Origin of the sequence: Rhodanobacter sp. DHB23, assembly GCF_014842975.1 — a bacterium.
Lineage (GTDB): Bacteria > Pseudomonadota > Gammaproteobacteria > Xanthomonadales > Rhodanobacteraceae > Rhodanobacter_A.
Window position 1 is genome coordinate 161,248 of sequence record NZ_JACYXK010000021.1, and the last position, 17,603, is coordinate 178,850.

General features: G+C 68.6%; 18 protein-coding genes. 13 read left to right on the forward strand and 5 right to left on the reverse strand.

The window, feature by feature from the left end; genetic code table 11:
- Positions 1-158 precede the first annotated feature (158 nt).
- The gene (gene fdxA, locus IHE47_RS04595) at positions 159-482 is read left to right on the forward strand and encodes a ferredoxin FdxA (protein WP_192104689.1); all 324 of its coding nucleotides are present in this window, start codon (positions 159-161) and stop codon (positions 480-482) included.
- Positions 483-556: 74 nt separating this feature from the next.
- Here fdxA and IHE47_RS04600 read toward each other — a convergent pair whose 3' ends face one another.
- Together IHE47_RS04600 and dapA are read right to left on the reverse strand one after the other, a co-directional pair.
- Entirely contained in the window at positions 557-1,117 is a 561-nt protein-coding gene (locus IHE47_RS04600; RefSeq protein WP_192104690.1) for a hypothetical protein, read from the reverse strand.
- A 51-nt stretch (positions 1,118-1,168) separates the two neighbouring features.
- Positions 1,169-2,062, reverse strand: a complete 894-nt coding sequence (gene dapA / locus IHE47_RS04605; RefSeq protein ID WP_225561620.1) for a 4-hydroxy-tetrahydrodipicolinate synthase — start codon at positions 2,060-2,062, stop codon at positions 1,169-1,171.
- Between the two features lie 116 nt (positions 2,063-2,178).
- On the opposite strand from dapA, the gene IHE47_RS04610 reads away from it, so the two are divergent.
- The 7 genes from IHE47_RS04610 (at position 2,179) to IHE47_RS04640 (ending at position 8,160) form a co-directional block, all read left to right on the forward strand.
- Positions 2,179-2,739: an ACT domain-containing protein gene (locus IHE47_RS04610; protein ID WP_225561621.1), complete on the forward strand. Its 561-nt coding sequence runs from the start codon at positions 2,179-2,181 to the stop codon at positions 2,737-2,739.
- Positions 2,740-2,860: 121 nt separating this feature from the next.
- Positions 2,861-3,322, forward strand: a complete 462-nt coding sequence (locus IHE47_RS04615; protein ID WP_192104692.1) for a peroxiredoxin — start codon at positions 2,861-2,863, stop codon at positions 3,320-3,322.
- Between the two features lie 82 nt (positions 3,323-3,404).
- Positions 3,405-4,784, forward strand: coding sequence for a PhoH family protein (locus tag IHE47_RS04620; protein WP_192104693.1), 1,380 nt, complete (start codon positions 3,405-3,407; stop codon positions 4,782-4,784).
- Between the two features lie 120 nt (positions 4,785-4,904).
- On the forward strand, positions 4,905-5,663 hold the full coding sequence (gene thiD / locus IHE47_RS04625) for a bifunctional hydroxymethylpyrimidine kinase/phosphomethylpyrimidine kinase (protein WP_225561622.1): 759 nt from the start codon (positions 4,905-4,907) through the stop codon (positions 5,661-5,663).
- A 77-nt stretch (positions 5,664-5,740) separates the two neighbouring features.
- Entirely contained in the window at positions 5,741-6,679 is a 939-nt protein-coding gene (locus tag IHE47_RS04630; protein WP_192104694.1) for an aspartyl/asparaginyl beta-hydroxylase domain-containing protein, read from the forward strand.
- A 58-nt stretch (positions 6,680-6,737) separates the two neighbouring features.
- Positions 6,738-7,655 (forward strand): RNA polymerase sigma factor SigJ, encoded by a 918-nt coding sequence (sigJ, locus tag IHE47_RS04635; protein ID WP_192104695.1) that lies wholly within the window; start codon positions 6,738-6,740, stop codon positions 7,653-7,655.
- A gap of 46 nt (positions 7,656-7,701) precedes the next feature.
- A complete protein-coding gene (locus IHE47_RS04640; RefSeq protein WP_192104696.1) occupies positions 7,702-8,160 on the forward strand; it encodes a carboxymuconolactone decarboxylase family protein in 459 nt (152 codons plus the stop codon).
- A 128-nt stretch (positions 8,161-8,288) separates the two neighbouring features.
- Here IHE47_RS04640 and IHE47_RS04645 read toward each other — a convergent pair whose 3' ends face one another.
- The 3 genes from IHE47_RS04645 to grxC all read right to left on the reverse strand — a co-directional run bounded on the left by IHE47_RS04645 (position 8,289) and on the right by grxC (position 10,376).
- A complete protein-coding gene (locus tag IHE47_RS04645; protein ID WP_192104697.1) occupies positions 8,289-9,302 on the reverse strand; it encodes an isocitrate dehydrogenase in 1,014 nt (337 codons plus the stop codon).
- Between the two features lie 412 nt (positions 9,303-9,714).
- Positions 9,715-10,116, reverse strand: coding sequence for a carboxymuconolactone decarboxylase family protein (locus tag IHE47_RS04650; protein WP_192104698.1), 402 nt, complete (start codon positions 10,114-10,116; stop codon positions 9,715-9,717).
- Positions 10,113-10,376 carry a glutaredoxin 3 gene (grxC, locus tag IHE47_RS04655; protein WP_192104699.1) on the reverse strand — a complete coding sequence of 88 codons (264 nt, stop codon included), beginning with the start codon at positions 10,374-10,376 and terminating at the stop codon, positions 10,113-10,115. The genes IHE47_RS04650 and grxC overlap by 4 nt, the downstream gene beginning before the upstream one ends.
- A 228-nt stretch (positions 10,377-10,604) precedes the next feature.
- Here grxC and IHE47_RS04660 point away from each other — a divergent pair, with 228 nt between their 5' ends.
- The 5 genes from IHE47_RS04660 to IHE47_RS04680 all read left to right on the forward strand — a co-directional run bounded on the left by IHE47_RS04660 (position 10,605) and on the right by IHE47_RS04680 (position 17,581).
- Positions 10,605-12,230, forward strand: a complete 1,626-nt coding sequence (locus IHE47_RS04660; RefSeq protein WP_192104700.1) for a M48 family metalloprotease — start codon at positions 10,605-10,607, stop codon at positions 12,228-12,230.
- A 69-nt stretch (positions 12,231-12,299) separates the two neighbouring features.
- Positions 12,300-12,989, forward strand: coding sequence for a phosphate regulon transcriptional regulator PhoB (gene phoB, locus IHE47_RS04665; RefSeq protein ID WP_192104701.1), 690 nt, complete (start codon positions 12,300-12,302; stop codon positions 12,987-12,989).
- Positions 12,990-13,529: 540 nt separating this feature from the next.
- Complete coding sequence (phoR, locus tag IHE47_RS04670) at positions 13,530-14,576, forward strand: phosphate regulon sensor histidine kinase PhoR (protein ID WP_225561633.1); 1,047 nt, start codon at positions 13,530-13,532, stop codon at positions 14,574-14,576.
- A gap of 54 nt (positions 14,577-14,630) precedes the next feature.
- A complete protein-coding gene (gene ppk1 / locus IHE47_RS04675) occupies positions 14,631-16,724 on the forward strand; it encodes a polyphosphate kinase 1 (protein ID WP_192104703.1) in 2,094 nt (697 codons plus the stop codon).
- A gap of 29 nt (positions 16,725-16,753) precedes the next feature.
- Positions 16,754-17,581, forward strand: coding sequence for a hypothetical protein (locus tag IHE47_RS04680; protein WP_192104704.1), 828 nt, complete (start codon positions 16,754-16,756; stop codon positions 17,579-17,581).
- The last annotated feature ends 22 nt before the right edge of the window (positions 17,582-17,603 follow it).

Consider the following 17,603-nt stretch of genomic DNA (forward strand, 5'->3'; position numbering starts at 1 on the left):
CCCGGCTCCCGGGTAAGGCGCGGCCACCTTGCACGCTCCCGCCCCAGCCCCGCTTCCGCAGGCGGGCAAAATGACCATGCCGGGTCGCGCCTGCGACTTCTCAGCCGGCGCGCATTGCAGTCATACTTGCCAACGCCCCAACGCAAGAGCCCCGTCCCATGACCTTCGTCGTCACCGACAACTGCATCAAGTGCAAGTACACCGACTGCGTGGAAGTCTGCCCGGTCGATGCCTTCCACGAAGGACCGAATTTCCTGGTGATCGACCCGGACGAGTGCATCGACTGCACGTTGTGCGAGCCGGAGTGCCCGATCAATGCGATCTACCCGGAGGACGACGTGCCCGGCGGCCAGGAAGGTTTCGTGGCGCTGAACGCGGAGTTGGCGAAGGCCTGGCCGGTGATCACCGAGCGCAAGGACGGCCTGGCCGACGCGAAGGAGTGGGAAGGCAAGCCGGACAAGCTCAAGCTGCTGCAGCGCTGAACCTTGAGCCCACGATACAAAACAAAAATGCCGCCTCATCGGGCGGCATTTTCGTTGGCGTGGACGGAATGGGATCAGCCGCCCATGCCCTTCTTCAACGCATCGATGAGCTTGGCGACCGCGCCTTCGTCGCCCTGCGCACGCACTTCGCTGGCACTGTCCCCGCTGGGGTTCACGGTGACCTGCACCGAGTGCGTGGCGGTGTCGGCGGAACTCTTGTCGTGGTGGAACATGCGGCCGAAGAAGCCGCGCTTCTTCGCCACCGTCGCACCGCCCACCACGCTCACCGTGTAGCTGTGCGCGCTGTCGTCATGGCTGGTCACCTGGCCCGCGCTGCCGGTGGCCGCCAGCAACTGGCCCACCTTCTGGTAGGCGGCGTCGACGGAACCGGACACCACGAAGGCATCGGAGATCACGCCGGGCACGGGAGCGGCCTGGGCCTGGCCCGAGCCGGGCGGCGGGATCACCAGCGCCGCCGTCGCCGGCGGCGTGTCCAGGCCCGGCGGGATTTCCAGCGGAGCCTCCTGCTTGGCCGTCTCCCACGCCTTCGTGGATCGGAACATGCCGCAACCGGAAAGCAGCAAGCCTGCAAGGGCCAGCGCCGGCAGGGTCACGAGTAGCGAGGATTTCTTCATGCAAGGGTTTTCCGTGGAAGGTTCGTTGATGGCCGCCGGGGCGGCTTTCTATCAGGCAGCTTGCGCCAAGGATGCCAGACTGGACAGCGCTTCGCGCAAACGGGCGCGCTCCGGGCCTTCGGCCAGTTCCACCAGCGGCAGCCGCGGCGATGCCGAGCCCAGCCCCAGTTCCGGCAGGCCGGCCTTGACCGCGATCGGGTTCGGCGCGCAGTTCAGCGCCTGCACCAGCGGCGCCAACGCATCGTCGCAACGCGTCGTGGCAGTCCGGTCGCCGCCGGTGGCCGCGTCGCACAGCGCGCGGAACATCTTCGGCACCAGGTTCGCCACCACCGAGATGGTACCGGCCGCGCCCGCCAGCATGGCCTGCCCGGCCGTACCGTCGTCGCCGGAGAGATAGACGAAATCCGGGCGCGCAAGTTCCGCCAGCGCGGCAATGCGCCCGGCGTCGGCGCGCGCTTCCTTGATGCCGACGATGGCCGGGTGACCGGCAAGCTGGGCCACCGTCTCCGGCAGCAGGTCGCAGGCGGTGCGCGCGGGCACGTTGTAGAGCAGCACTGGCAGGCCGCCGTGCTCGGCGACTTCGAGGAAGTGGCGGCACATGCCTTCCTGCGTGGGGCGCACGTAATAGGGCGTCACCACCAGCGCGGCATCGGCGCCCAGCGCCCTGGCGCGGCGCGTGAGCGCCACGGTCTTCGCGGTGCCCGCCTCGCCGGTGCCGGCGATCACCGGTACGCGGCCGGCGACGTGCTCCAGCGCGAACGCGAGCAGGCGGTCGAACTCGTCGTGTTCGAGCATGTGCGCTTCGCCGGTGGAGCCGGCCACCACCAGCGCCTGCGTGCCGCCGGCGAGCTGGTGGTCGAGCAGGCGCGCGAACGCCGGCAGGTCGAGCGCGCCGTCGGGCGCGAACGGCGTGGCCAGCGCGCAGATGCTTCCGCGAATGTCCAAGGTCGGATACCACTTGATAAACCAGCCTTGCATGTTACTTGCGGGCTTGCGGGAGCGGCAAGTAAGCTGGCCTGCGCGATTCCCGCGCCGCGCGGGTTCCGGCACAGGCCATTCCATTGAAATCGACGTCTCCCGCCCGTTCGGGCAGCGACAATCAGCTGCTGATCCACGCACTGACCTCGGCCGCCCATTCGCCGCTCACCGCACTGACCCGCCGCATCGCCGACGCCGGCTGCAGCCTGGCCGAGTCGCGCGTGGCCACGATAGGCAACGAGGTGTCGGTCATGCTGCTGGCCAACGGCGCCTGGGACGCGCTGGCCAAGCTGGAAACCGCGCTGAACAAGCTGGCGCGCGACGAGAACCTGCGCCTCGCCCACTACCGCACCACGCCGCGCGAGCCGAATTCGCACCTGCTGCCGTACATGGTGGAGATCATCTCCGCCGACCGCCCCGGCATCGTGGCGCGCATCGTGGAGTTCTTCAGCCAGCAGGGCATCAGCGTCGAGCAACTGCACTCCACCCGCTACCTGGCGATGCAGACCGGCGCGGAGATGTTCCAGGCGCAGTTCACGATCGGCATCCCGGCCGACATCCACATCGCCGCCTTGCGCGACGATTTCCTGGAGCTGTGCGACGGGCTGAACCTGGATGCCATCATGGATCCGGTGAAATTCTAGGATCCGGCGGATTTCTAGGATGCGCCTGCGCGGGATGCCTGACAAGGCTGTCTCCGTCACATTCATCGCGCTAGTCTCTCCCCGCACAACAGCGAAACCCCGCCGGGTTTCCGGAGAGACCATGCCAGACATCGGAAAGAAGGCCCCCGCCCTCAGCGGCACCACCGGCGACGGCAGCACGCTCAGGCTCGCCGACCTCAAGGGCCAATGGGTGGTGGTGTATTTCTATCCCAAGGATTCCACCCCGGGTTGCACCAACGAGGCGAAGGACTTCCGCGACCTCTACCCGAAGTTCAAGAAGCGCAACGCCGAGGTCGTCGGCGTCTCGCGCGACTCGGCGAAATCCCACGCCAACTTCGCCGCGAAGCAGGAACTGCCGTTCCCGCTGGTGTCCGACCCGGACGAAACCTGGTGCAAGGCCTTCGACGTGATCCACGAGAAGGTGCTCTACGGCAAGCGCTACATGGGCGTGGTGCGCAGCACCTTCCTGATAGCTCCGGACGGCAGGCTCGCCGCCGAGTGGCTCGGCGTGAAGGTGCCGGGCCACGCGCAGGCCGTGCTCGACGCCATCCCCGCCAAGTGACCGCCCCATTCCACGTCGTCATCGCCGCGGCATCCGCCATGCCGCGCTCCCTTCGTCCTGTCCCACGCGAGGTTCCTGCCGCATGACCGCAAGCAAGCGCATCTACGTCCTGGACACCAACGTGCTGTTGCACGACCCCACCTCGCTGTTCCGCTTCGAGGAACACGACGTGTTCATCCCGATGACGGTGCTGGAGGAGCTGGACGAGAAGAAGAAAGGCGGCTCGGAAGTCTCGCGCAACGGCCGCCAGGTCAGCCGCTTCCTCAACGAGCTGATCGTGCGCGGCAACGGCCACGGCATCAGCAACGGCCTGGAGCTGGCCAACCCGCAGGGCGTCAACCTCAAGCGCGGCGGCGCGGTGGGCCGGCTGTATTTCCAGCAGCGCACCACCGCCAACCACGGCAAGGCGGACAACCTGATCCTCGCCGCGGTGATCGAGCTGCGCGACCAGAATCCCGAGCGCTCGGTGATCCTGGTCAGCAAGGACATCAACCTGCGCATCAAGGCCAAGATCTACGGCATCGACGCGGAGGACTACGAGAACGACCGCGCGCTGGACGACTTCGCCCTGCTCTATACCGGCTCCACCGCGCTGCCCGAGAACTTCTGGGACGCGCACCCGGAAGTGGAGTCCTGGAACGAACGCGGCCGCACCTTCTACAAGCTGAGCCGCCGCGGGGACGAGGACTGGCACCCCAACCAGTGCCTGTACCTGCCCGGCGAGGGCGGCGTGGAACTGCGCGTGCTCAAGGTGGATGACGACAAGGCCACCCTCGCGCTGATGGACGACCACAGCCACGCCAACCATTCGGTATGGGGCATCGCCGCGCGCAACCGCGAGCAGAACTTCGCGCTCAACGTGCTGATGGACCCCGACGTGGATTTCGTCACCCTGCTCGGCACCGCCGGCACCGGCAAGACCCTGCTCGCGCTCGCGGCCGGCCTGGCGCAGGTGATGGACCAGCAGCGCTACCGCGAGATCATCATGACCCGCGCCACGGTCAGCGTGGGCGAGGACATCGGCTTCCTGCCCGGCACCGAGGAAGAGAAGATGACGCCGTGGATGGGCGCGCTCACCGACAACCTCGAAGTGCTCGCCAATCCCGAGGAAGGCGGCTCGTGGGGCCGCCAGGCCACCAACGACCTGCTCGCCTCGCGCATCAAGATCCGCTCGCTGAACTTCATGCGCGGCCGCACCTTCCTGTCGCGCTACCTGATCATCGACGAGGCGCAGAACCTCACGCCCAAGCAGATGAAGACCCTGATCACCCGCGCCGGCCCCGGCACCAAGATCGTCTGCCTCGGCAACGTGGAACAGATCGACACGCCCTACCTCACCGAAACCACCTCCGGCCTCACCTACGCGGTGGATCGCTTCAAGCAGTGGGAGCATTCGGCCCACGTCACCCTGCGTCGCGGCGAGCGTTCGCGGCTGGCGGATTTCGCGTCGGAGGCGTTATAGCCGGGATTCGAGATTGGGGATTCGGGATTCGGAAAAGCCGGCGCCTGAAACCATCGCAACCACACCGAAGCACAGACTGCCTTGCCGAATCCCGAATCCCGAATCCCGAATCCCTGCACTTTGACCATCGCCGGCTCCGACTCGGGCGGCGGCGCAGGTATCCAGGCCGACCTGAAGACCTTCCACGCGCGTGGCGTACACGGCTTGTCCGCCATCACCGCGATCACCTCGCAGAACACGCGCGGCGTGACCGCGGTACATCCAGTGCCGCTCACGCACATCCGCAGCCAGATCGCCGCGGTGTTCGACGACTTCCCCATCGCCGCGGTGAAGACCGGCATGCTGGGCAGCGCGGCCATCGTGCGGCTGGTGGCGCGCGAGATGGCGGCGCGCAAGCCGACGTGGCTGGTGGTCGATCCGGTGATGATCGCCACCAGCGGTGCGCGCCTGCTCGACGAGGGCGCCATCGCGGTGCTGGTGGACGAATTGATTCCTCTGGCCGACGTGCTCACGCCGAACCTGCCCGAGGCCGAGGCGCTGCTGGGCTACCCGATCCGCAACGCGAAGGATTGCGCCCGTGCCGGCCACGAACTGCGCGAACTGGGCGCAAAGGCCGTGCTGCTCAAGGGCGGCCACGGCAGCGGCCGCGAAGTGGTGGACCGCTTTTTCGATGCGCGAGGCGTGCTGGAACTGCGCCATCCGCGCCTGAAACTGGAGGCCCACGGCACCGGCTGCACGCTGGCCTCGGCGGTGGCCTCCGAACTGGCCAGGGGCCAGGCGCCGCGCCATGCCGTGCGACGCGCCGTGGCCTACGTGCAGCGCGCATTGGCGCATGGCTACCAGCCTGGCGGCGCGCCCTTGCGCGTGTTGTCGCACTGAAGCCCTTGCCCTGCGGCGATTCACGGCGCGGGCGGTAGAATGACGCGTCGCCCCGCCGCCCTCCCCTGCCCACGCCGATGACACCACGCCTCGTCCTGCTGACCCTGATCCTGCTGTTCGTGCTGTGCGTGCTGCTGGTGCACCTGCGCGGTCGCGCACGGTTGCGTTTCGACCGCCAGCTGGTGGACCACTCGGCGATCTTCGCGCCGTACAACCTGCTGATGTACGCGTTCTCCGCGGTGCCGGCGCGGCCCATCCTCGACCGCCGCGGCTTTCCGCAACTGGATCTGCTGCAGGCGAACTGGCAAACCATCCGCGAGGAGGCGCTGTCGCTGTTCGACGAAGGCCACATCCGCGCGGCCCAGGGCGGCAACGACGCCAGCTTCAACAGCTTCTTCAAGCAGGGCTGGAAGCGCTTCTACCTGAAGTGGTACGGCGAGCCGCTGGCCTCGGCCGAGGCGCTGTGCCCGCAGACCGTGGCGCTGCTGAAATCCATCCCCAGCATCAAGGCGGCGATGTTCGCCACGCTGGCGCCGAACAGCCGGCTCAACCCGCACCGCGACCCGTTCGCCGGCTCGCTGCGCTACCACCTGGGCCTGATCACGCCGAACTCGCGCGACTGCCGCATCTTCGTCGACGGCGAGGAGCACGCCTGGGGCGACGGCAAGGACGTGGTGTTCGACGAGACCTACGTGCACTGGGTGGAGAACAAGACCGACCAGACCCGGGTGATCCTGTTCGCCGACGTGGAGCGCCCGCTGCGCACGCGCTGGATGGGCGCGGTCAACCACCGCGTGGGGGCCTTCATGGGCAAGATCACCGCTTCGCCGAACACCGAGTCGCCGGAAGAGAAGACCGGCTTCGTCAACCGCGTGTTCGCGCTCAACCAGCGCAACCGCGAACGCAACCGCGCGTTCAAGAAGAAGCACCCGAAGCTGTTCCGCACACTGAAATACTTGGGCATGCTGCTGCTGGCATGGCTGATCGTCTGCGCGCCGTGGCCCTTCGTCCGCTGAAGCCGTAACGCCGGACCCCGGCCGCGCGTCCTTGCTGCGATCCTCCCAGGAGAACGCCGTGGATACGCAAACCGCCCTGTTCCAGCAGCACCGCCAGCGCCTGTTCGGGCTGGCCTACCGCATGCTCGGCACACCGGTCGATGCCGAGGACGTGCTGCACGATGCCTGGCTGCGCTGGCACGCGCAGGACACCGCCGCGCTGGACGACCCGGAAGCCTGGCTGGTCACGGTGACCACGCGCCTGGCGCTGGACCGCCTGCGCCGCGCCAGGACCGAACGCGCACGCTACCCCGGCCCATGGCTGCCCGAGCCACTGGTGGACGAGGACACGCAGCCGGCCGCCGAAACGCCCGAGTCGTTGCTCGAACGCGACCAGACCCTCACGCTCTCCTTCCTCACCCTGCTGGAACGGCTGGGCCCGGACGAGCGCGCCGCCTTCCTGCTCAACGAAGTGTTCGACTACAGCCACGCCGAGGCGGCGGCCATCCTGGGTATCGCCGAGAACGCCTGCCGCCAGCGCGTGCATCGCGCCAAGGCGCGCCTGCGCGAGGATCGCCCGCGCTTCCAGGTGGATGCGCGAGCGCAGCAACGCCTGCTGCAACGCTTCGTGGCGGCGATGGAAAAGCCCACGCTGGAATCGCTGCGCGCGCTGTTCGCCGAGGACGCCGTGCATGTCAGCGACGGCGGCGGCGTGGTCACCGCCACCCTGCGTCCGCTGCACGGCGCCGAGCGGCTGGCGCGGCTGTACCTGCAGATCGCGCGCAACACGCGCCTGCAACCGCAACGCCACGTGCTGGCCACGCTCAACGGCGAAAGCGTGCTGCTGATCTTCAGCGGCGACCGCCTCGCCACCGCGATGTGGGTCGAGGTGCGGGACGAGCGCATCGCCGCCGTCCATGCCCTGCGCCATCCCGGCAAGCTCGCCCGGCTGGCGGCGGCGGTAACGGATCCGCCGGCCGGCACGTCCTTGCATTGAACGGCCCATCCCGGCCGTCACCGCCCACCGACACCGGAGCCACCCCATGACCCGCATTGCCATCCAACGCCACTACGCCGCCATGCAGCCGCTGGTCAAACTCGGCCAGGAAATCCGCGAACGCGGCCACCTGGACGCCAGCCTGGTCGAACTGGTGCTGATGCGCTGTTCGCAAATCAACGGCTGCGCCTTCTGCCTCGACATGCACAGCAAGGATGCCCGCGCCGCCGGCGAAACCGAGCAACGCCTGTACCTGCTGCCCGCCTGGCGCGAAACCACTCTGTACAGCGAAAGCGAACAGGCCGCGCTGGCCCTGGCCGAGGAACTCACCGAGCTGCCCTCGCACGAATCGGTGTCCGACGCGTTGTACGAACGGGTCCGCCAACACTTCGAGGACGCGGCCGTGATCGACCTGGTGCTGCTGATCGGCCTGATCAACACCTGGAACCGGCTCAACATCGCCGTGCGCACGGAAGGCGGCCACTACAAGCCCGCCGCGCACTGAAGGCGTGGATGACGCCCACGACAAAACGGCAGGATTGCCGTTTTGCACGCCCGCAGGGTGGCGCACATGGATGTGCGCCATGAAAAAGCCGCGGTTTCCCGCGGCTTTTTCATGGCGAACGAAGCGGGTCAGGCCGCGACGCGCCTGGCGATCGCCGCGCCAAAGCTTTCGGTCGACCCCTTGCCGCCGAGGTCCGGCGTCACGCTGTCGCGGTCGTTCGTCATGGTGTCGCGGATCGCGGCGCGCAGCTTGTCGCCCTTCTCCACCATGCCGAGGTGGTCGAGCATGTCGGCCGCAGCCAGCAGCAGGGCGCAGGGGTTGGCGATGCCCTTGCCGGCGATGTCGGGCGCCGAGCCGTGCACGGCCTCGAAAATCGCCGCGCCCTCGCCGATGTTGTCACCGGGCGCCAGGCCCAGGCCGCCGACCAGGCCGGCGCACAAGTCGGACAGGATGTCGCCGAACAGGTTGGTGGTGACGATCACGTCGAACTGCTCGGGCTTCATCACCAGCTGCATGCAGGTGTTGTCCACGATCATCTCGTTGAACTCGATCTGCGGGTATTCCTTGGCGACTTCGCGCGCCACGTTGAGGAACAGGCCCGAGGCGGTCTTGATGATGTTGGCCTTGTGCACGGCGGTGACCTTCTTGCGGCCCTTCTTCACGGCCAGCTCGAAGGCGTAGCGCACGATGCGCTCGCTGCCCTTGCGGGTGTTGCGGATCATCGACACGGCGGTCTGGCCGTCCTCGGACAGCGACTGGCCTTCGGCCAGGTAGGCGCCCTCGGTGTTCTCGCGCACCGTGATGATGTCGATGTTGTCGAAGCGCGCCTTGGTGCCGGGGAAGCTGATCGCCGGGCGCACGTTGGCGTACAGGTCGAAGTGGCGGCGCAGGGTGACGTTGATCGAGGTGAAGCCGCCGCCGATCGGCGTGGTCAGCGGGCCCTTCAGCGCCACCTTGTGCTCGGCGATCTTGTCCAGCGTGGCCTTGGGCAGCAGGTCGCCGTGCTTCTCCAGCGCCACCATGCCGGCGTCGGCGAAGTCGTAGGCGAGGCCGCAATCCAGCGCGTCGAGCACGCGCAGCGTGGCGGTCATGATCTCCGGGCCGATGCCGTCGCCCGGGATCACCGCGATGGTCTTGCTCATGGGGGAAACTCCTTGGGGAATGAAACCGTCGACCGGCGCCTTGGGGAGCGGCGCGCAAGGATCGATAACCCCGTAATTATCGCCCATCCGTACGGCACCGAACAGTCGAGGGCCGACGCGTGGCGTTGAAAATCCTCGCATGGAGCGTTGCGGGAAATGGCATGGCAGCTTTACTCGACTCTCCCCGACGGACGTGATTGGCGTCGAGCCTCAGCGGTGAGCCGATTGGCTCCTCCCCCTGCTTGCAGGAGGAGGTCGGGAGGGGGTGAAACCTTGCGAAAGACCCTCATGGATGGCTTTCGCAAGCGCTTGACCCCACCCCGGCCCTCCCCTGCGCGCAGGGGAGGGAGACAGAACATTGCGCGACTGAGACTCGACGCTGACCAAGCGGCCGGGAGTGCGAAGCATGCCGTCAGCCGTGATCGGCACAGGCCCCGTCGGTCGCGGCCTCGCCCTCTTCCAGCTTGTCGAGGAAATCCACCGCTCGGCGCAGGTGCGGGATCACGATGGAGCCGCCCACCACCAGGCCCACGCTGAACGTCTCGAAGAATTCCTCGCGGGTGACGCCGGCCTCCTTGCACTGCGCCACGTGGTAGCTGATGCAGTCGTCGCAGCGCAGCACCATCGAGGCGACCAGGCCCAGCAGTTCCTTGGTCTTCACGTCCAGCGCGCCGGGCTTGTAGGTCTGCGTGTCCAGCGCGAAGAAGCGCCGCACCACCTGGTTGTCCTCGGCCAGGATGCGCTCGTTCATGCGCTGGCGGAACGCGGTGAACTCGGCCACGCGGTCCTTCCCGCCACCCTGTCCGCCGCTCATGCGCTGGCCCCCAGCAGTTGGGCCAGCTTGCCGCTGCGGTCAGCCGCGACGAGGTCGTCATAGCCGCCCACGAGCTGGCCGTCGATGAAGATCTGCGGCACGGTGCGGCGGCCGCCACTGCGCGCCAGCATGGCGTCGCGCTGCGCGGGATCGGTATCCACGCGCACTTCGCTCCACTCCAGCCCCTTGGACTTGAGCAGGTTCTTGGCCGCCACGCAGTACGGGCATACCGCGGTGGAATAGACTTCGATCTTGGACATCACGCAACTCCGGTTACCTGCGCACAATGTGGGGGGCAAGCCCCCTTGGAACAAGCCTCCACACGGGCGGTCAATCAAACATTCACGGGCTGTCGCCCACTGGGCCTCCGCGATCATGGATGATCGCAGGATCTCCTTGAAGCGCAGCCATGGATGCCTGACCGCCTGACCTTCGCGACCACGGATGATCGCAACAGTCCACCCCACATTATCCGCCGATACCCGCCCATGGCACCACGCCGTCCCGCCAAGCGCCTGCCCACCGCCCTGCTCCTCGCCGGCCTCGCCTTCACCGCCGGCGCGCAGGACAACTCGCGACTGCCGGACCTCGGCAGCTCGGCGGACGCGCTGATCTCGCCGCAGGAGGCGCAGGACTACGGCGCCGCGATGCTGCGCCAGATGCGCGCGCTGGACATGGTGGTGGACGATCCGCTGCTGGACGACTACGTCAACGACCTCGGCTTCCGGCTGGTCGCCGCCTGCGCCAAGCCGCGCGACCACTTCCAGTTCTTCATCGTGAAGGACGAAACGATCAACGCCTTCGCCATGCCCGGCGGCTACATCGGCGTGAACTCCGGCCTCATCGCCATCACCCGCAACGAGGACGAGCTGGCCGGCGTGCTGGCGCACGAGATCGGCCACATCACGCAGAATCACCTGCAGCGGGCGTTCGAGGACTCGAAGAAGGACGCGCCGCTGATGGCCCTGGTGGTGCTGGGCGCGATCGCCGCCGGCGCCGCGGGCCGCAGCGCCGGCGACGCGCCGATCGCGGTGCTGGCCGGCGGCCAGGGCCTGCTGGCGCAGAAGGAGATCAACTTCACCCGCAAGGACGAGACCGAGGCCGACCGCGCCGGCATCAAGACGCTGGCCAACGCCGGCTTCGACCCCAACGCGATGGCCGCGTTCTTCCAGCACATGGAGGACGTGCTGAGCACGGGCGCCGGCGGCCAGGTGCCGTCCTTCCTGCAGGACCACCCGGTCACCAGCGACCGCATCGCCGATGCGAAATCCCGCGCCGACGCGCTGGTCGCCGCGCAGAAACAGCGGCCCGGCGGCGACACCCTGCTCAACGGCCAGTGGGAAAAGATCAGCACGCCGATGGCCTTCGTGCACGGACCGATCCGGCTCGACGCGAACACCGCCAACCCGGCCGGCCTCGACACCTACGAACTGATGCGCGAACGCGCGCGCGTGCTGAGCGGCAATGCCATGCGGCTGGTCGAATACTACGCGGGCAACCTCAAGGACAAGGGCGGCTTCGACACCCCGGCCAACCGCTACGGCTACGCGCTGGCGCTCACCCGCAGCGACCGTGGCGCGCAGGCCGTGGCACAGCTCGAACCGCTGCTGCAGGCGCATGCGGGCAGCCTGATCCTCACCCTGGCGCTGGCCGACGCCCGGCTGCAGGCCGGCCAGCGCGATGCCGCGCTGGCGCTGTACCAGCCGCTCAACCGGCAGTCGCCGCGCAACCGCGCGGTGGCCCTGGCCTATGCCAACGCGCTCTCCGACCGCGGCGACAGGCAGCAGGCCGCCACCGCCGCCGGCCTGCTGCGCCCGCTGCTGGAAAACAGCGACGATCCCGCGCTGTATACCGCCTACGCCCGCGCCAGCGACAAGGCCGGCGACGGCGAACGCGCCGGCGAGGCCTGGGCCGACGCCAGCTACTACGCCGGGCGCCCGTTCGATGCGATGGAACAGCTCAAGCGCCTGCTCAAGCGCGACGACCTCAGCTACTACTCCCGCGCGCGCATCCAGGCGCGCATCGCCGAACTGACGCCGCTGGTGCTGGAACTGCAGAAACGCAGGATCGACACCCCGGACAACCCGGCCACCCCGAACGGCTCGCAACAATAACCCCGTGTCATCGCCGCGTAACATTCCTGCATTGCAATATCCCGGTCACAGGCCACGGACTTTGCCCGCGTGCACAAACGCATCCTGATTGTCGAAGACGAAACCTCGATCCGCGAGATGATCGCCTTCGCCCTGCGCAAGGCCGACATGGAGGCGATGCAGGCCGCCGACGCCCGCGCCGCGCAACTCGCGATTTCCGAGCAGGTACCCGACCTGATCCTGCTGGACTGGATGCTGCCGGGCATGAGCGGGCTGGAGCTGGCGCGCCGCCTGCGCAAGGAGGAGCTGAGCCGCGAGATCCCCATCATCATGCTCACCGCGCGCGGCGAGGAGATGGACCGCGTCAACGGCCTCGAGGCCGGCGTGGACGACTATGTGGTCAAGCCCTTCTCCACCCGCGAGCTGCTGGCGCGGATCAAGGCGGTGCTGCGCCGCACCCACGGCGACGACGGCGACGGCATGGTGGAGCTGGGCCGGCTGCGCATCGACGGCCCCGCGCACCGCGTGTTCGCCGGCGACGAGCCGGTGACCATCGGCCCCACCGAATACCGCCTGCTGCACTTCTTCATGACCCACCCCGAGCGCGTGTACTCGCGCGCGCAGCTGCTGGACCACGTGTGGGGCGGCAGCGTGTACGTGGAGGAGCGCACGGTGGACGTGCACATCCGCCGCCTGCGCAAGACGCTGGAACCGTGGAAGCTGGAAGACATGGTGCAGACCGTGCGCGGCAGCGGGTATCGCTTCTCGGCAAGCGTCTGACCCACCGGAAATCCGCCTCTCGTCTCCCCTCTCCCTCCGGACGCGGGGAGCGGCCATGGATGGCCGCGCTTTGAGGAGCGAGGAAGAGGGGTTGGGGGAGAGGGTTCGGGCGAAGCGCGTTGCCGACATCTTCCGCAAGTCGCCATCACCGCGCTTCGCCCGAACCCTCACCCGCCTGTCGGCACCCTCTCCCGGAGGGAGAGGGAGTCACCCGCACTGCTCACGCGGAATCCAAGCCTCCCGTTCCATCGCCGGAACGACGAGCAGGAAGCGCGGCGGGCACGCCTGTAAGCTCTGCATCCAGCCCGCCAACCATCGCGCTCTCCGATGCCCACTCCCCACCGCTGGAAACTGCCCGCCATTTGCTTCGCCGGCCTGCTCGCGGGGGCGTTCTTCGGCTGGCTGGCCGGTAACCGCACCGCGGCAGGCGTGGCCATCGTCGCCGTGGCTGAAATCGTCTTGCTACTGACGCGGGACGGTCACACGACGCGTCACATCATGTCGCCGACCACCCTCGCCGCGAAACACGACCGCCTCGTCATGCGTACCCACCGCCTCGCCTCCAGCCTGCGCGACCTGCGCCGCACCGCCAGCCAGTTGCCCGACGCCGTGGTACTGCTCGACCCCGACCAGCGCGTGCGCTGGTTCAACCACGCGGCGGAGAACCTGCTCGGGCTGCGTTCGCCGCACGACCGCGGCGCGCCGCTGGAGCAGCGCCTGCAGGCTTCGGAACTCGCCGACTGGCTGCGCCAGGAGGAACACGAACCGCTGCACGACACCGTGGCGCCGGGCCGCCCGGACAGCCAGATCAGCGTGAGCCTGCTGCCGTTCGGCCGCCGCCAGCAGGTGCTGCTGGCGCGCGACACCAGCCACGTCACCCGGCTGGAACAGATGCGCCGCGACTTCGTGGCCAACGTCTCGCACGAGTTGCGCACGCCGCTCACCGTGATCCACGGCTACCTGGAACTGCTCGATCCCGAGGACGCCCCCGCGCTGGCGCCGGTGCTCGGCGAGATGCGCGCGCAGTCGCGCCGCATGGGCCAGATCGTGGAAGACCTGCTGACCCTGTCGCGACTGGAAACCCAGCACCACGTCGAGGACGAGCGCGTGCCGATGGCGCCGCTGCTGGCCACGCTGCGCAAGGAGGCCGAGGCGCTCAGCCAGGGCCGGCACCACGTCACGATGGAGGCCGATACCGACCTCGATCTGCTCGGCTCGCCCAAGGACCTGCACAGCGCGCTCTCCAACCTGGTCAGCAACGCGGTGCGCTACACCCCCGCCGGCGGCAGCATCACGATACGCTGGCGGCGCACCCCGGAAGGCGCCACCTATTCGGTCAGCGACACCGGCTACGGCATCCCCGCCAGCCATCTCGCCCGCCTCACCGAACGCTTCTACCGCGTGTCCTCCAGCCGCTCGCGCGGCACCGGCGGCACCGGGCTGGGGCTGTCCATCGTCAAGCACGTGCTGAACCTGCACCAGGCGCGGCTGGGCATCGAAAGCGAACCGGGCCGCGGCTCCACCTTCTCCTGCCACTTCGCGACCGAGCGCCTGCTCGCGGCCGCGCGCAGCCGCGACGAAAGCTGAAGCGGCGCGCGCCACGGCGCGCACCGGGCGCCACGCATGCGCCAGAATGCACGGATGCGACGCATCGACGCCCAGCCCCCCAAGCCCATCGACCTCTCCGCCCCCGAGCTCTACCTGAGCCGCGAGCTGGCCGCGCTGGAATTCAACTTCCGCGTGCTGGCGATGGCGCGCGACGCCTCGGTGCCGCTGCTGGAACGGCTGCGCTTCCTCAGCATCGTGGCGAACAACCTCGACGAGTTCTTCGAGGTGCGCGTGGCGATGCTCAAGCACCACCACGCCTACGGCTCCGCCGCGCCGGGGCCGGACGGCCTGTCGCCACCGGAGCTGCTCGCGCGCATCCGCAGCCGCGTGCTGGAACTGGTCGCCGAGCAGTACGCGATCTGGCAGCAGGAGCTGCGCCCGCAGCTGGATGCCGAACGCATCCACATCCTCACCCGCACGCAGTGGAGCACGCGCCAGAAGCGCTGGCTGCAGGGCTATTTCGAGCACGAGGTGCTGCCCGTGCTGTCGCCGCTGGGGCTGGACCCGGCGCACCCGTTCCCGCGCATCCTCAACAAGACCCTGAACATCGCGGTGGTGCTGAAGGGTCGCGACGCCTTCGGCCACGAGGGCCACATGGCGCTGGTGCGCGCGCCGCGCTCGCTGCCGCGCATCATCCGCGTGCCCGCCGAGGTGTGCGGCGAGGGCGACCACTTCGTGTTCCTCGCCGAGCTGCTGCACGCCTTCGTGGACCTGATGTTCCCCGGCTTCAAGGTAGTCGGCTCCTGGCAGTTCCGCGTCACCCGCAACAGCGAGCTGATCGTGGAAGAGGCCGAGGTGGAGAACCTCGCCCGCGCGCTCAGCGAGGAACTGCTGGGGCGCGGCTACGCGCGGCCGGTGCGGCTGGAGATCGCCACCGACTGCCCGCAGTCCATCACCGCGATGCTGACCCACAACTTCCAGCTGGAAGAAGCCGACGTCTACCGCTGCGATGGCCCGGTCAACATCATCCGCGCCGGGCTGATCTGCGACTGGCTGGACCGCCCCGAGCTGAAGTACCCGCGCTTCACCCCGCAGCTGCCCACCGGGCTGGAGGCGAGCCGCGACAAGTTCGAGCAGATCGCCCAGCGCGACGTGCTGCTGCACCATCCCTACCAGAGCTTCGCCGCCGTGGTGGACCTGCTGCGCCAGGCCAGCACCGACCCCAACGTGCTGGCGATCAAGCAGACCCTGTACCGCGCCGGCGAGGACACCCCGCTGGTGGACCTGCTGGTGGAGGCGGCGCGCCACGGCAAGGACGTCACCGTGGTGATCGAGCTGCGCGCGCGTTTCGACGAGGAGGCCAACATCCGCCTCGCCACGCGCCTGCAGGAGGCCGGCGTGCAGGTGGTGTACGGCGTGGTGGGCTTCAAGACCCACGCCAAGATGATGCTGATCGTGCGCCGCGAGGGCGGCACGCTGCGCCGCTACGCCCACCTGTCCACCGGCAACTACCACCAGATCAACAGCCGCACCTACACCGACATCGGCCTGATGACCGCCGACCCCGAGATCGGCGAGGACCTGCACAAGGTGTTCCAGCAGCTCTCCGGGCTGGGCCCGCGCATCGCGCTGAAGCGGCTGCTGCATTCGCCGTTCACGCTCTACGCCGGCGTGATGGAACGCATCGAGCGCGAAACGGAACTCGCCCGCGCCGGCCGTCCCGCGCGCATCGTGGCCAAGCTCAACGCGCTGAACGAGGCGCACGTGATCGAGGCGCTGTACCGCGCCTCGCAGGCCGGCGTGGAGATCGACCTGATCGTGCGCGGCGCCTGCACCCTGCGCCCCGGCCTGCCCGGCATCTCCGAGCGCATCCGCGTGCGCTCCATCGTGGGCCGCTTCCTGGAACACAGCCGCGTGTACTGGTTCGGCAACGACGGATCGCCCGAGCTGTACTGCGCCAGCGCCGACTGGATGGAACGCAACCTGATGCGCCGCATCGAGATCGCCTTCCCGATCCGCGACCCCGAGCTCGCCGCGCGCATCCACGAGGAAACCCTCGCCGACAGCCTCGCCGACAACACCCAGGCCTGGCTGCTCGACGGCAATGGCCGTTACACCCGCGCCACGCCGGGCAAACATGCGCCGTACAGCATGCAGCAGGCCTTGCTGGAAAAACTGTGTCCGTGAGGCGAAGACGTGGCGGGCGAAGCATCGCGTTGAAATACCTGTCGACAGGCATCCACCAGACCAACGCACCGAACAAGGAACCGGACATGTACGGGTCGAGCGGAAAAACGAAGCTGCGCATGCTTGGGTATTGCGCATGCCTGGCCGCCATCGCCGGCATGCCGGCGATGGCCAGCGACGCGGCCACGACACCCGCCGCCGCCAGCTCGGCGCCGAGCGATGCCGACCTGGCCAATGCCGCCTGCGCGATCGGCGAGGAACAGTTCCTGCCGGGCGATTACTACTACTGCCTGGCCACCCAGAGCTACGGCCTGCAGCACTACGCCCAGGCACGGAAATTCTTCACCACGGCAGCCAGCTGGGCCAGCAAGCCCGCGCAGTACGTGCTCGGCATCATGGCGCTCGATGGCGACCACCAGCCGGTGGACCGTCCGCTGGCGGCGGCGTGGTTGGCGCTCGCGGCGGAGCGGCCGCAATCGAACTTCGCCAGTGCATCCGCCAGGCTCCATGCCGCCCTCGCCCCGGCCGAGCAGGAGGCGGCCGACCGGCTGCTCGCCAAGATGCGGCCCACCTACGGCGACGCCACCGCGGCGGTGCGCGCCGAGAAGCGCTACGAGCAGGGCATGGCCCGGCTGGCCAGGCTGGCCGGCGCCGGTGGCCATTACTGCATGGCCGGGATCACGACGCCTGCCGACCCGAGCGCGGCGAGCGACCCTGGGCAATGCCCGCCGGTGCAGGTGATGACCAGGGCCATCGACCAGGCCGCCGCGAAGGTGTTCGATGGCTGGACCGGCCATGTCAACGTGGGGCCGCTGCAGCAGGTGAATGCGGCGGCCGCCACGCACCATCCCGGCTGAGTCGCCCGCGTCGCCCCGCCAC

Bases quoted from the DNA above. Each gene is read 5' to 3' on its own strand.
- fdxA (WP_192104689.1), top strand. From the start codon at position 159: ATGACCTTCGTCGTCACCGACAACTGCATCAAGTGCAAGTACACCGAC.
- IHE47_RS04600 (WP_192104690.1), bottom strand. From the start codon at position 1,117: ATGAAGAAATCCTCGCTACTCGTGACCCTGCCGGCGCTGGCCCTTGCA.
- IHE47_RS04615 (WP_192104692.1), top strand. From the start codon at position 2,861: ATGCCAGACATCGGAAAGAAGGCCCCCGCCCTCAGCGGCACCACCGGC.
- IHE47_RS04620 (WP_192104693.1), top strand. From the start codon at position 3,405: ATGACCGCAAGCAAGCGCATCTACGTCCTGGACACCAACGTGCTGTTG.
- IHE47_RS04630 (WP_192104694.1), top strand. From the start codon at position 5,741: ATGACACCACGCCTCGTCCTGCTGACCCTGATCCTGCTGTTCGTGCTG.
- IHE47_RS04640 (WP_192104696.1), top strand. From the start codon at position 7,702: ATGACCCGCATTGCCATCCAACGCCACTACGCCGCCATGCAGCCGCTG.
- IHE47_RS04645 (WP_192104697.1), bottom strand. From the start codon at position 9,302: ATGAGCAAGACCATCGCGGTGATCCCGGGCGACGGCATCGGCCCGGAG.
- IHE47_RS04650 (WP_192104698.1), bottom strand. From the start codon at position 10,116: ATGAGCGGCGGACAGGGTGGCGGGAAGGACCGCGTGGCCGAGTTCACC.
- grxC (WP_192104699.1), bottom strand. From the start codon at position 10,376: ATGTCCAAGATCGAAGTCTATTCCACCGCGGTATGCCCGTACTGCGTG.
- IHE47_RS04660 (WP_192104700.1), top strand. From the start codon at position 10,605: ATGGCACCACGCCGTCCCGCCAAGCGCCTGCCCACCGCCCTGCTCCTC.
- phoR (WP_225561633.1), top strand. From the start codon at position 13,530: ATGCGTACCCACCGCCTCGCCTCCAGCCTGCGCGACCTGCGCCGCACC.
- ppk1 (WP_192104703.1), top strand. From the start codon at position 14,631: ATGCGACGCATCGACGCCCAGCCCCCCAAGCCCATCGACCTCTCCGCC.